The organism is Desulfobaculum senezii (genome assembly GCF_054657395.1).
The window spans coordinates 921,588-934,780 of record NZ_BAAHYU010000003.1; the positions used below are offsets into that span (position 1 = coordinate 921,588).

General features: G+C 64.0%; 13 protein-coding genes. 8 read left to right on the forward strand and 5 right to left on the reverse strand.

Annotated features, from left to right (window positions below; all coding sequences use genetic code 11):
- Nucleotides 1-78: 78 nt before the first annotated feature.
- The gene (locus ACYQ2T_RS13070; protein WP_459901140.1) at nt 79-837 is read right to left on the reverse strand and encodes an SDR family oxidoreductase; all 759 of its coding nucleotides are present in this window, start codon (nt 835-837) and stop codon (nt 79-81) included.
- Between the two features lie 336 nt (nt 838-1,173).
- Here ACYQ2T_RS13070 and ACYQ2T_RS13075 point away from each other — a divergent pair, with 336 nt between their 5' ends.
- Genes ACYQ2T_RS13075 through ACYQ2T_RS13085 form a run of 3 tightly spaced genes read left to right on the forward strand, consistent with a single transcriptional unit; the run spans nt 1,174 to nt 5,180 of the window.
- Nucleotides 1,174-3,159, forward strand: a complete 1,986-nt coding sequence (locus tag ACYQ2T_RS13075; protein ID WP_459901142.1) for a TonB-dependent receptor plug domain-containing protein — start codon at nt 1,174-1,176, stop codon at nt 3,157-3,159.
- Between the two features lie 13 nt (nt 3,160-3,172).
- On the forward strand, nt 3,173-4,531 hold the full coding sequence (locus tag ACYQ2T_RS13080; RefSeq protein ID WP_459901144.1) for an ABC transporter ATP-binding protein: 1,359 nt from the start codon (nt 3,173-3,175) through the stop codon (nt 4,529-4,531).
- Entirely contained in the window at nt 4,521-5,180 is a 660-nt protein-coding gene (locus ACYQ2T_RS13085; RefSeq protein ID WP_459901146.1) for an energy-coupling factor transporter transmembrane component T family protein, read from the forward strand. Before ACYQ2T_RS13080 ends, ACYQ2T_RS13085 begins: the two co-directional genes overlap by 11 nt.
- A 27-nt stretch (nt 5,181-5,207) precedes the next feature.
- On the opposite strand, the gene ACYQ2T_RS13090 is transcribed toward ACYQ2T_RS13085, so the two are convergent.
- Nucleotides 5,208-5,930, reverse strand: coding sequence for a hypothetical protein (locus ACYQ2T_RS13090; RefSeq protein ID WP_459901147.1), 723 nt, complete (start codon nt 5,928-5,930; stop codon nt 5,208-5,210).
- Between the two features lie 142 nt (nt 5,931-6,072).
- Here ACYQ2T_RS13090 and ACYQ2T_RS13095 point away from each other — a divergent pair, with 142 nt between their 5' ends.
- Nucleotides 6,073-6,642 carry a hypothetical protein gene (locus ACYQ2T_RS13095; RefSeq protein ID WP_459901148.1) on the forward strand — a complete coding sequence of 190 codons (570 nt, stop codon included), beginning with the start codon at nt 6,073-6,075 and terminating at the stop codon, nt 6,640-6,642.
- A gap of 67 nt (nt 6,643-6,709) precedes the next feature.
- Here the strand turns inward: ACYQ2T_RS13095 and ACYQ2T_RS13100 are convergent, their stop codons facing one another.
- Nucleotides 6,710-7,693, reverse strand: coding sequence for a hypothetical protein (locus tag ACYQ2T_RS13100; RefSeq protein ID WP_459901150.1), 984 nt, complete (start codon nt 7,691-7,693; stop codon nt 6,710-6,712).
- Nucleotides 7,694-7,816: 123 nt separating this feature from the next.
- The gene (locus tag ACYQ2T_RS13105) at nt 7,817-8,740 is read right to left on the reverse strand and encodes an ADP-ribosylglycohydrolase family protein (protein ID WP_459901151.1); all 924 of its coding nucleotides are present in this window, start codon (nt 8,738-8,740) and stop codon (nt 7,817-7,819) included.
- Nucleotides 8,741-9,140: 400 nt separating this feature from the next.
- Between ACYQ2T_RS13105 and ACYQ2T_RS13110 the strand changes: the two genes are divergently transcribed.
- Nucleotides 9,141-9,518 carry a response regulator gene (locus tag ACYQ2T_RS13110; protein ID WP_459901153.1) on the forward strand — a complete coding sequence of 126 codons (378 nt, stop codon included), beginning with the start codon at nt 9,141-9,143 and terminating at the stop codon, nt 9,516-9,518.
- 95 nt (nt 9,519-9,613) lie between these two features.
- On the opposite strand, the gene ACYQ2T_RS13115 is transcribed toward ACYQ2T_RS13110, so the two are convergent.
- Nucleotides 9,614-10,021 carry a response regulator gene (locus ACYQ2T_RS13115; RefSeq protein WP_459901154.1) on the reverse strand — a complete coding sequence of 136 codons (408 nt, stop codon included), beginning with the start codon at nt 10,019-10,021 and terminating at the stop codon, nt 9,614-9,616.
- Between the two features lie 202 nt (nt 10,022-10,223).
- Between ACYQ2T_RS13115 and ACYQ2T_RS13120 the strand changes: the two genes are divergently transcribed.
- From ACYQ2T_RS13120 to ACYQ2T_RS13130, 3 genes are all read left to right on the forward strand, one after another.
- Nucleotides 10,224-11,441, forward strand: coding sequence for a cation diffusion facilitator family transporter (locus ACYQ2T_RS13120; protein WP_459901156.1), 1,218 nt, complete (start codon nt 10,224-10,226; stop codon nt 11,439-11,441).
- A gap of 87 nt (nt 11,442-11,528) precedes the next feature.
- Complete coding sequence (locus tag ACYQ2T_RS13125; RefSeq protein ID WP_404843350.1) at nt 11,529-12,371, forward strand: metal ABC transporter ATP-binding protein; 843 nt, start codon at nt 11,529-11,531, stop codon at nt 12,369-12,371.
- The gene (locus ACYQ2T_RS13130) at nt 12,368-13,192 is read left to right on the forward strand and encodes a metal ABC transporter permease (RefSeq protein WP_459901158.1); all 825 of its coding nucleotides are present in this window, start codon (nt 12,368-12,370) and stop codon (nt 13,190-13,192) included. Before ACYQ2T_RS13125 ends, ACYQ2T_RS13130 begins: the two co-directional genes overlap by 4 nt.
- The last annotated feature ends 1 nt before the right edge of the window (nt 13,193 follow it).

A 13,193-nucleotide genomic window follows, 5' to 3' on the forward strand; every position in this document is an offset into this window, starting at 1 on the left:
CCTGCTCCAGCAAGTCATATGACAAGGCCCGCACCGGATGCATCCGGTGCGGGCCTTTTTTTGCGTGTATGGCGTGGGTTAGCTGTCGCCGCGGTGGACCGCCAGCGGGGCAAAGGCCTGCTGCACGGGCATCAGCTCAATGGAGTTGATGTTGACGTGCGCGGGCTGGCTGGCCGCCCAGAAGATGCTCTCCGCAATGTCCTCCGGGGTGAGGGGGGAGACATTTTCGTAGACCTTGGCGGCCTTTTCCGCGTCGCCCTTGAAGCGGACCACGGAGAACTCGCTCTCCGCCAGCCCCGGCTCAATGTTGGTGACGCGGACGGGCGTGCCAAGCAGGTCCGCCCGCAGGTTGCGGGAGAACTGCTTCACGAAGGCTTTGGTGGCGCCGTAGACGTTGCCGCCCGGGTAGGGGTAGGTGCCCGCGATGGAACCAAGGTTCACAACGTGGCCGCGTCCGCGCTGAATCATGCCCGGCGCGATGAGGCGGGTCATGTACAACAGGCCCTTGATGTTGGTGTCGACCATGGTTTCCCAGTCGCTGAAGCGGCATTCCTGCGCGGGCTCCAGACCAAGGGCCAGACCGGCATTGTTCACCAGCAGGTCGATGTTTTTGAACTCCTCAGGCAGGGAGGACAGGGCCTCTTCAATGGCTTCGCTGTCGCGCACGTCGAACTGCAGGGGGTGAACCTTGGCCGGGGCCAGTTCGTCCACAATGGCGTCAAGGCGGGACTTGCGGCGGCCGGTGATGACCACCGTCCAGCCCTCTGCGGCAAAGCGTCGGGCTGTGGCAAGGCCAAATCCGGCAGTGGCGCCGGTGATGAGTACGGTTTGAGACATGGAGGAGCCTCCTCTGTGGCTGTATGAGCATGAAATGAATGGGCAAGGTGTACCGCATCATGGGGGCAGTGCACAACAGGCCGGGGCCACTCTTCCCGCAGGGCACACGGAACTGTCGGCGCGCTGTCACAAATGGTCTGTTTTGGTTTGTAGAGGTTTATCTTACTGAAACCTGTGAGAAATATTGACGATTATGATCTTGAATCAGTAGCACAGTCAGTTCGGACGGTGTGGTTTTTGTGATCATGCCGGGGAGTTGTGCGGGCGGACGTCTTTGTACGTGGTCTGGGGTGCCGCCTGCCTATTGGGAACCGGACCAGAAGAGGGAGAGGACAGATGAGCGTAAGAAGAGCTGTGCTGTGCGCTGGGTTGTGCGCGCTGCTGGCGTGGTGTCCTGCCGCCTTTGCCGCAGATGATGCCGACACGCCGGTCTTTGAACTGGGCGAGGTTGTCGTCAGCGCCAAGGGACCCACTGGCGTGGAAAAGGTTACCAACGTCAGCGAAGTGACCGCGCAGGAAATCAAGGCCGCGGGCGTGACGTCCCTCACCGGAGCCATGCGCCTGTTGCCGGGGGTCTACATCCGTACCAGCACCGATGGCGCGGCGCGCGTTGATATGCGCGGCATGCGTACGCGGCAGGTCATCCTGCTGCTGAACGGCGTGCCCATGAACTCCACCTTTGACAATCAGTTCGACCCCGGCTTTGTTCCGGTGGAGAACATTGCCCGCATCAAGGTGACCAAGGGCGCAAGCTCCGTGTTGTATGGCTCCGGTGGCAATGCTGGCGTTATCAACATCATCACCAAGCGCGGCGGGAAAGACGCCGAGGGCAGCGTGACCGCCCGCATCGGCGATGGCAACGAGCGCTACGGGCAGGCCACCTTTGGCGGCAGCAATGACAACGTGAGCGTGTTCGCCTCCGGCAGTATCTATGACCGCGATGGCTACAACACGTCGGATTCCTTCGACGCCACGGACGAGTCGCTGGAAGACGGCGGCAGGCGCGAGAACTCCGACCGCAGCCGCCGCACCATGTTTGTGAACACCGTCATCACCCCGGAAGAGGGCACTTCCATCGGCCTCGCCCTCAACATGCATCAAGGCTCCTATGGCAAGCCCAATGTCGCCGACGCCAGTGGCGATTTTGCCAAAAAGGCGAAGTTCGAGCGCATGGACGATTCCGAGGGCTTTGGCGCACAGCTTGGGGTGACGCATGAGTTTGATATGCCCCTCACCGTCAAGGGCTGGGTGTATGCCAATATGCTGTCTGAGCTGGAAAAACGCTACGATGATTCGGATTACGACACGCAGGCAGGCAAAAAGGCCTACGATGCGGAGTCCGAGACCAAGCGTGTTGGCGGCGCTGTGCAGGCGCGGTACGACTTTGGCGCGCCCGGCGCGCTGACGGCGGCGCTGTCGGCGGAGCGGACGTCGTGGGATACCACCCTGACGGAGCGTCCTGATGACGCCTCCAAAAAGACCGTCACCGAAGACGACCGCGCCGTGGGGTACTGGAACGCCGCGCTGGAATACGAGGTCAGCCCCTTTGACCGCTTTGGCGTGGTGCTGGGCGCGGGCATGCATGGGCAAAACCGCTCCGACGAGACGGACTCCGACGACTGGAGCTGGCTTGTCGGCACGCATTATGACCTCTTCGACACCACCTCCCTGCGCGCCTCCGTGTCGCGCAAGGTGCGCTTTCCTTCCGTGAAGCAGCTGTACGACGTGGACTCCGGCAACAGCGACCTCGACGCGGAAAGCACCATGCACTACGAGGTTGGTGTGGATCAGGCCATCCCGGCCATCCAGACGGACCTGAGCCTCAGCCTGTTCCGCATCGACGCCGAAGACTTCATCGAAAAGGTCGGCACGGCCGATATCTACGAGAACAACGACAAGTACCGCTTTACGGGCGTGGAGGTCGCTGGCGAAAATACCACCATCGAGAATCTGCGTCTGCGTGCGGCCTACACCTACCTCGACGCGGAAAACCGCTCCGACGAGGCCGCGTTGGACGAGCTTCAGCACCGCCCCGAGCACAAGGTGACGGTGGAGGGCTGGTACGATCTGCCCATGGACTTCTCGGTCTATGCCTCGTGGATGTACGTGGGCCGGAGCTGGGCCTTCAATGGCGACGCAACGGAAAAGACGGCCATGAACATCTACAACGTGGTGGACCTGCGCGTGTCCAAGGGCTTCATGGACAATACCCTTGAGGTCTTTGCCGGTGCGGACAACCTCTTTGATGAGGATTACGAGGAGGGCTACGCCCTGCCGCGTCCCGGCCGTCAGGTCTATACGGGAGTGACATGGAACTTCTAACCGCAGCCCCGCGATGAGCGGGCAGCGGACTGTGCTGGAGGTGCGCGGCTACGCGCACCTCTTGCCGCACGGTGGCGGCAAGGCAGGGCGCCTTCCTGACTTTTCGGTGAAGTCGGGGGAGTGCGTTTTGCTGTGTGGGCCGTCCGGGTGCGGCAAAACCACCTTTTTGCTGGCGGCGGCCGGACTGATGGAGTCCGGCCGCGTCTGCGGCGAGATGAGGCGCTTTCCGTCCGCTCCGGAGCAGAATACGGCTCCGGGCCGGACGGGAATCGTGCTCCAGAATCCTGAAACGCAGCTTCTATGCGCCACGGTGCAGGAGGAGGCCGCCTTTGGCCCTCGCAACATGGGCCGAAGCGCCGCTGAGGCGTCGGCCGACGCCATGGCCGCCCTTGAGGCCGTGGGCCTAGCCGCCTGCGCCGAGCGGCCTGTGGAGGCGCTGTCCATGGGGCAGAAGCACCGCCTTGCCCTTGCGGCCACGCTGGCCCTGCGTCCGAACCTGCTCCTCTTGGATGAACCGTTCACCCAGCTGGACCCCGCCGGGCGAGAGCGCCTGACGGATATCGTCAGGAGCGTTATGGCGCGTGGCGGCGCTGTGGTGGTGAGCGAACATGTGCCGGGCTGGCTGGACGGTCTTGCCACCCGCCGTGTGGATTTTCCCGCTGATGACGCTCCGTGTGCGTGCGGGGGCTTTCCTGCCACAGCGCGCGGGGAGAGCGGCAATGACCCCGTGGTGGCCGTCAGCGCACTGGAAACCGGCTATAGCGCGCGCCCGGAGATTTTGCGCGGGGTGGATTTGGCGGTCCGTCCCGGTCGCAAGGTGCTGGTCAGCGGTGACAATGGCGGGGGCAAATCGACGCTGTTGGCCTGCCTTGTAGGCGCACTCACGCCGCGCGCCGGGTCGGTGCGCATTTGCGGGCTGGAGGCCCCGCGCCCGGCGGCCCTGTGCGGGCTGGTGGGGTACCTTGGGCAGAACCCGGAGCAACAGCTTTTTGAGGATACGGTGCTGGATGAGGTGGGCTTTTCCCTGCGCCGCCTTGGCAGGGACCGCGCCGCCGTGCAGGAGCAGGCCCGCGCCGTGCTGCGGTCGGTGGGGCTGGAGCACTTGGCCCCGGACGCGCCGCTGGCCTTGAGCTTTGGGCAGAAGCACCTTGTGGCGCTGGCGTCGGTGCTTGCGGCGGGGCCGCGCGTGGTGCTGCTTGATGAACCGTTTACCGGCCTTGCCGAAGGGGTGCGGGCTACTGTTTTGCACCTGCTGGACGACTACGTGCGCGCGACAGGCGCGGCGGTGGTGATGGTTTCGCACGACCCGCGTTGCCCCGGCTGGGCCGATGAGCATTATGTGATGCGCGGGGGGCGGTGCCATGCGGTCTAGATTGTTCGATATGGCCGACGGCTACCCCGGGCAGTATACGCCGGGCGACTCCCCGGTGCACGCCTGCCCGCCGGGCGTGAAGCTCCTTGCGGCCTTGGCGCTGTCCACCTGCGCCCTGTTTGCCCGCGACGGGCTGAGCGTTGGCGTCCTTGGCGCCGTGCATGTGGCGGCGTACCACGTTGCGGGGTTTCGCCTGCGCGATGTGTGGCGCGACGTGCGCCCGCTGCTGCTCCAGTTCCCTGTGGTGCTCGGGCTGTACCTGTTGCGCTTTGCGCCGGAGGTGGCGGCCTCGCGCGCGGTGGTGGTCAGCCTGCAACTGGCCTTTGCCCTGCTGCCGACACTGCTCCTACAGCGCACCACGCGTCCGGAACAGCTTATGCGAGGGCTTCGCGGCGTGCTGCCGGAGCGGCTGTCCTTCGTCCTTTTCACGTCCCTGCGTTTTGTGCCGCTGGTCATGCGCGAGACCAAGAGTATTTATCTGCATCAAGTCCTGCGCGGGGCGCGCATTACGCCAAAGCACCTCGCCAATCCTCTCAACTGGCGCGACCTTGTACGCTGTGTGATTGTACCGCTCATCATCCGCATGATGGCCGTGGCGCGCGATATTGCCGTCTCCGCCGCCTCTCGCGGTATGGGCGGCGGGGTGTGAAAAGGCCGCCCGGAGGCGGCCTTGTGCTTATTTTTTGTTTTTGGTGTGCATGGTGGTCCAGTGCCCCGGCGCGGTGGCGACCACGGGCAGGACCGGGCCATGGCCCCAGAGTTGCGGACGTATCCAGTCGTTATGGTGCAGCATGTGTTCCGGGGCGGGGACTGTGGCGTTGCGGTCCGTGGAGACCACGCGCACCCCGCGCGAGTGCAGCTTACTCACCGGGCACGGGTCGGGAAAGCCCCGCAGGTTGCCGAATTCAATAAACCGGCCGCACCAGCCCGCCACGGTCAGGCCGATGGCGGCGGTGGCGCCGATGATGCCGTCGTTGGTGCCGCCGAGGCCCACAAGAAAGACGCCGGAGGCCGCGTCCATGGCGTCCTGCTGGGTGACCGGGGTCACGGTGCAGCGCTGGCCAAAGGGGACAAGGGCGGAGAGGTCGTCGCGCTCGTCCGCGATGCACACGCCCGGGTCGCTGCCGTCGCTCATGTACTGGCGTACGTGGTCAACGGCGCGCTCCGTCATCAGGGCGCGGGTATCGTCCACGGCGTCGCCCGGCACGTCCACCACCACGCAGGCGGAACTGTTTTGCGAAGTGTAGGGGATGCCCTCGGCCACAAGTTGCTGGTGGCGCAGCACGCCCCAGATGGAGCAGTGCTCCGGCAGGGTGGCGGCGTACATCCGGGCCAGACGCCCCGTGCCGATGGGTGCGCCTGCAATGTCCGTATCGTCGAAGCTGGCGTAGATGCGCATGAATGGCTCCTTGTCGGTCTGGCGGCGGACGCCGGGCCGGGTGCGGTGTGAAAAACAGGTGGAATCTAAGCGATTTTTCGGCAAAAGTCATGGCGCGGGCGAAGCGGCGTCCGCCGGACCAGAATTCAAGGGAGAAACGCGCATGACTCGCGGTGACAAAACATTTTGGGGCGGGCTGGACCTGCGTGAAGGCATGCTGGCAGGGCTGTGCGCCGTGCTTATTGTGGTGTCCAAGCTGGCGTTTCGGATGCATCTGAAGATTCCGGGGCATTCCATGTTCTTTGTGATATTTTTTCTGCTGGTGGCGCGGGGGCTTATTGACCGCCGCTTCGTGGCCACGGCCACGGCGCTGCTGGCGGGGCTACTGGCCATCGCCCTTGCCGCTGGCAAGGGCGGCCCGCTAATGCTGGTCAAGTTCGTGCTGCCCGGGCTGGTCATTGACTGCGCGGTGCTGCTGGCTGGCGACGTGACGCGCTCCATGCTGCTGTGCGGTGGCGTTGGCGGACTGGCCGCGATGTGCCGCTTTCCGGGCGTGCTGCTTGTGGACTGGCTGGTGGGGATGGAGCTGGATGTGGCGCTGCCGCATGTGGCGCTGAAGTCTTTGGCCGGCGCGGCCTTTGGCTGCGCCGGGGCGCTGTTTGTGCCGGGGCTGGTGCGGCGGGTGCGCCGCGCCGGCGTGGTACGCGGCGGTCCTGCCTCACCAGCGGATTGAATGGTTGCGCTAAAAATGAAGCGGCGCGCTCCGGAACCTCCGGGGCGCGCCGCTTTGTTGTGTGCGGTTAGGCGGGCTGTTTATTTGGTGAGGAGTGCATGAACAGTTGCATAAAGCGCGAGTTGGACATGCGCGAGACAACCTGCACCAGTATCGCCATAAACAGCAGGCAGAAGACGAGGCGCCCCCAGAAGATGCCCGAAATATGCGCCCCCACCATCGTCATGAGCAAGGTATCCTCGATAAGGGCGTGCGCCATGCCCATGAGGGTCAGGGAATAGAACACGTCGCGGTCCGAGACCTTGCCGGAGCGGCTTTCGTGGATGATGAGGCCGCTGCCGTAGGCCATGCCGAGGGTGAGGCCCACAACGGTCAGCGTGGCGGCGGAGGGACCAATGCCAATGCGCCGCAGGATGGGGCGCAGCACCCAGTTGATGGCGTGGGTGATGCGCAGCTTGTCCAGAATCTTCATCATGAACATCAGCCCCACCACCAAACAGTAGATGGAGAAGAGGTTGCGCGCCTGATCAATGGCCCATTCAAGATGCGTTTCCGGCGGCGCGCCGGGCGTCCAGAAGATTTGCGCCGTTTCCTGCAGGGTGCCCGTGTTGGAATAGATGAGATGCAGCAGAAAACCGCACAGCAGGGCCGCCACAACGCGCAGCACCATCTGCCCGGTCAGGGACGGCCCGCATTTTTGGGCCACCTTGCACTCAATGGGCAGACCATGGGCGATGAGCAGCATGGTGCTGAGGGTGGTAATCTGCGCCACGGTCATGTGAACGTCCGCCGCGATGGAGACATACACAATAAGCGCGGAGTAGATATTGACCACAATGCCCGTGGCCCACACAAGGCCCATGCTGGCCGGCAGGCCCACCATCTCCATAATCGGGGACAGCGAAATGGCGAGGTAGCCTACAAGTTCAAGCTCCTGAAGAATCTTGACGGCGATGATGATGGGAACCATCACCTTGAACAGGTCAATGCTGGCGCGCGTGGCGTCGCGAAATGTTGCGCCTACGGAGCGCAGGAAGGGTGTCGTCGTCATGGCGTCCTGATGCGGTTAGCGGTGTGTGTGATGGGCACAGGGCTGGCACCCCTGCGAAAAGGCTAGCGCAGGTATACCAAGGCCGGTGGTGGTTGAAAACCCTACTTTAGTGGAAGGAAAAAGCTACGCGGTTATCGCGTCAAGGTGCCGCGCTATTTCCGGGCCGTGCGTGAGGCCGTCGCGCCAGTCAGCCGGGATGGCGTCCGGCGCGCCGCTGGCGCCAAGGATGGCCCCGGCCAGCATGCCGCGCGCGGCGCTGTCGCCGCCCGCCATTACGTTGGCGATAAGGGCCTCGCGCGGGTCATCGGCGTGGTGGAGCAGAATCTGCACCGTGGCGCGGAAGGCGCCTTCCACATTGCAGCTTTGCCCAAAGCGGGCCACAGCGGCTACAACATCCTGCGAGGCGTACTGGCGGGCTTCGTCGGTCCACGCGGCAATGGGCGCGCTGATGTAGTCAAACCCGGCGGCGTGGTCTACCGCGTCGGCAATGCTTGCTCCGCCAAGGGCGCAAAATGCCGCGCGGGCGAAGAATTCCGCCGCGTCCAGCACCTGCGCGGAGTTGTGGGTGACCTTGGTCTGTAGCCGCGCGGCCTGCACGAGGCCTTCCTCGTCATCCGGGAAAAGCGGCAGCAAGACGGGCAGGCGCGAGGCACCGGCAAGGTCCGTGGAGTTGGACCCCGACGTGTCCGGGCCTTCGCCAAAGTCGATGCGGGCGAGGGTGTTGCGCGTGGCGCCGTCCACATAGCCGTCGTAGTCCGCAAACAGCGCCTTCCAGCGCTCAAAGAAATCCAAAATGCTCAGCCCCTTCTCCGCCGCCACAGAGCGCAGCAGCACGAGGGCTTGGTCGCCGTAGTGCGTGAATTCCCCCGCTTTGCGGTTGGGATGAAAACGCGAAATAACGGGCGCGGCGAGGTTCTCCGGCCGTCCGATCTCTTTGGCGATGGCGGCGGTGTCGTACATCCAGTGGGCGGTGAGGGCCAGTGAATCTGCGGCGAACATGCCCCAAACGGCGTGTACGGCGCGCTGTGTGGCGGTGATGGACGACATGCGAACCCTCCGGCGTGTTGCAAGGACTGGCGGACAGGATGGACCGTCTTCTGCACTGGCAGTGTATGTGTTCGTCGATGCGAACGCAAGACAGAGCATGGGAGGAGTGCTGGCGCGGACGATGCGGGGCGCAGACGCGCGCTGAAGGCGGCGCAGTGTCATGGAACACCGGAGTATTGCAGGTGGGCGCGGCGGGCTACGATGCTGGTGCGCAATAAAAGCGTTCTTGTATCGATTCAGCTTTTCCGTGTATCGTACATGGGCGTGGCGGACGCGCCATGCTGTGGGGGATGCGACATACTGCTGTCACAAGACGTGAACACGCGACGGGCCGGATAGGACACTTCGGAAGACCGGAGAAAGTGAGAATGCTGTGGGACAGAGCGTGAAGGGGGAGCCAATGTGCCGAGTGCTGGTCGTGGAGGATGAAACCATTATCGCCATGGAGCTGACGTACAAGCTGCGGGCCATGGGCATCACGGCTGTGGATGTGGCGGACTGCGCGGGCAGTGCACTGAACTGCGTCCGGCAGCGGCCTGTGGATGTGGTGTTTATGGACGTTTACCTTGCCGGACGGCGCGACGGCATTGAGGCCGCGCAGGCCATTCGCGGCATTTGCCCGGTGCCTGTAGTCTTCGTGTCGGCCTCGTCGGATACGGTAACGGCGCAGCGCGCCAGCGAGGTCGGCGGGGTTGCCTTTTTGACCAAACCCGTGGAGGACGCGGACCTGCGCGAAGTGCTCAACCGCTTCTGCGCCAGCGTGTGTGTTTCGGCCTGATTTGCAGGGGGCGAGAGGGCCGGCGCACCGGCAGACACGTGCCACGCGCACGTCACGTCGCATCTGCTGATGCAGCGCGGCAGTGCGCCGCGTGGCTAGTCCGCGCGGGAGATGTGCCCGTGCCGGACAAGGGCGGAGATGAACGCCTTTTTGAAGGTGTCCGGGGTGAAGGGCTTGGTCACATAGGCGGAGACGCCAAACTTGCGCGCCTGCGCAAGGAATTCCGCGCCGCCCTTGGCAGTGACCATGATGAACGGGATGTTGCGGGTCCGGTTCATCCCGCGCAGATTGCGCAGAATGTCTATGCCCTTGATCTTGGGCAGATCCCAGCAGCAGACAATGCAGTCCACGTGCGAGGCCTTGAGCTGGTCTATAACCTCAAGGCCCGTGTCCGCGGTCACAACGTTTGGGTAGCCGTCGTCCTGCAGGATGCGGCGGATGTATTTTTGCATCAGCTCGGACCTGTCGGCCACAAGGATGCGTATATTTTTTTTATGCAGCATGGCGGAAACCGTCTTTTCTTGTGACGTCCGGAGGCCGACCCATCACAGCGGTGCGCCCTTCCGGCAGTGCGTGCATGCACGATTTGTCCCCCGTGGTCAACGCAGAAAGAGTGGTCCCGGCATTGACTCGGGGCGATTGGTCTGTAACGTGTCAGGAATATTATCGCATTGAATGCCCTTTGTGGGAAGTGGAGGAAATTTCGTGGAGATACAGGATGTTGCCCGCATGGAAATCAGCGCCGCACGGCGGCGCGCCCTTGCATCCGTTGCGCTGAACCTCGCTCTTGCCGTGGTCAAGGGCGTGGCGGGCGTGGCCTCCGGCAGTGCCGCCCTCATGGGCGACGCGCTGCATTCGGCCACGGATGTTTTGGCCTCCGCCGCCGCGTGGGTCGGGCTGTGGCTGGCGGGCAGGCGGCATCCGTCCTTCCCCTATGGGCTGTACAAGGCCGAAACCGTGGCGACCCTTGTTATTAGCATCGCCGTTATTCTTGCCGCCTATGAGATTGGGCGCTGGGTGATTTTTGGGACGCCGGGCGTGCCTGATGTGCAGGTGGCCCTGCCTGTTGCGGTGGGGTCCTTTGTGGTGGCGCTGGCCTTTGGTCTGTATCAGCTTGGGCAGGGCAAACGCCTTGGGTCCACTGCGCTGGTGGCGGATGCCCGGGACTATCTGGCGGACAGTCTGTCCACCCTTGTGGTTGTGGGCAGCCTTGTGGGGCAGGCCTATGGCCTGCATCTGGAGCGCTACGCCGCCGGGGCGGTGTCCCTGTTTGTTTTTTGGGCTGGCGGCTCACTCCTTTTCCGGACGCTCAAGGACCTGATGGACGCGGGCATGGACCCGTCCGTGCGCCGCGAGGTGGTGGACTTTGTGGAACGCCATCCGCAAGTGCGCTATGTTGAACGGTGTATCGGCAGGACCGCTGGCGGGCGCTTTATCATCAATTTGGATGTGGTGCTGCGCACGGCGTCGCACACCGTGGCGGACCGCGTGGCCGACCGGCTGGAGGAAGACCTGTACCGGCAATTTCCGCGCGTGGTCATGGCGCACATCCGTACCCACCATGACCATGGCAGCACCTTCCGCCGTATGACGCCCATGCCCGGTCCGGACCCGGAGGCGCCGGTGCACTTTGCTTCGGCCCCGTCCTTTTGCATTGAGGTGGTCGACGCGGAAACCGGCGAGGTGCAGGAGTCCGAAGTGGTGGAGAACCCCCACGCCGGGGCGGAGCGCGGCAAGGGGCTGCTTGTGGGGCGCTGGCTGTTGTCGTTTCGGCCCGACGAGGTTGTGGTGGCGCACGGCGCGGGGCGCACGGCCGCCTTTGTGCTGCGCGAGGCGGGCGTCCGGCTGGTGGACGCCAATGGCAGTGTGTGCGAGGCCGAACCCGAGGCGGAAGGCGCCCCGGAGGACACCGCAGGTGCTTGACAGAATTTGGACCGGGATTACAACACGTTCTTCCGTTGAATGATGATGGAGCGGTGCGTCCGCTCTTTTTTTCGCCGGAGGCGAACTGTGAACGATACTGTGATTGCAATGCAAGGCGTCAGCTTTGCCTATGACGGGGGCGGCCGTATTCTCGACGGCGTGGACCTTTCGGTCCAGCGTGGGGACTATTTGGCGGTGCTTGGTCCCAATGGCGGGGGCAAGAGCACGCTCCTGAAACTGCTGCTTGGCGCGTTGACGCCGGTCAGCGGCACCGTGCGCGTGCTGGGCGAAAGGCCGGGCCGCGTGGTTTCGCGCATTGGCTATATGCCGCAGCTGAATGAGGCCGCGCGCGACTTTCCCATCAATGTGGAGCGGGTGGCGCTCATGGGCCTTATCGGCCAGACCGGACGCGGGTGGTTCTTCTCGCGCGAGGAAAAGCGCCGCGCGCATGAGGCGCTGGACCGTGTGGGCATGCTGGAATACCGCACCCGGCGCATAGACCGCCTCTCCGGTGGCCAGCGCCAGCGCGTGTACATCGCCCGCGCCCTTGTGTCCGACCCGGAACTGCTCCTGCTTGATGAACCTACAGCCAGCGTGGACGCCGCGGGCCGCTCCGGCCTGCTGGAACTGTTGTCGGAGCTGAATGCGGATATGACCATCGTCCATGTGAGCCACGACCTCAGCATCGTAGCCGCAGGGGCGCATACCGTGGCCTGCGTGAACCGCACCCTGCATTTCCATGACCGGCCCGAGATTACGCGCGACATGCTCATGATGATGTATGGCAGTGAACCCGAGGGCTCGTGCCCGGTGGAGGTCTTTGCCCATGGGGACGTGCCGCACCGCGTTGTTGCGCCCTGCGAACACAGCGAGAACTGGGGCGTCACCGTGCCCGGCTCAGCCACAAAGGATGCCGGAGGCCGTGGATGATAGAAGCGCTGCAGTTTGAATTTATGCAAAACGCCCTGATGGCGGCCATGCTGGCCAGCATCGCTTGCGGGGTTATTGGCTCGCTTGTGGTGGTGAACCGCATTGTGTTTCTGTCCGGCGCTGTGGCCCATGCGGCATACGGCGGGCTGGGGCTTGCGTCGTTCATGGGCTGGCCCGTGTTGCCCTGCGCGGTGGGTTTTTCCGTGGCGGCCAGCGGGGCCATGGCCTCGGTGACTGCGCGCAATATGCAGCAGGCGGATAGCATCATTGGCGTGATGTGGGCCGGGGGCATGGCGCTGGGCATGATTTTGCTCGACTTCACCCCCGGGTACAACGTGGACCTGATGAGCTTTCTGTTCGGCAGCATCCTTGCCGTGCCCACGCAGGATTTATGGCTGATGGCGGGGCTGGACGTGCTGATTCTGTGCGTGACGCTGACGCTGTATAAGGACTTTGAGGCCATGTCCTATGATGGCGCGTTTGCGGGCGTTCGCGGCGTGCCGGTGGTGGCGCTGCATTTTGTTCTGCTGGCGATGATTGGCGCATCCGTGGTGATGGTCATCCGCGTGGTGGGGCTTATTCTTGTCATTGCGCTGTTGTCCATTCCGCCGGGCATTGTTGTGCACCGCGCGCCGTCGCTGTTCTCCATGATGTGGCGGGCGGCGCTGCTTGCGGCGGGCTTTTGCGTGGCGGGGCTGGCGCTGGCGTATGTGTTTGACCTGACCTCCGGCGCGGCGATTATTGCCGTGGCGGTGGTTGTCTACGCCGTGTGCGGCCTTGGCGCGCGCGTGCAAAAGCGCCGCGCCATGAAGCGCCTGTAGC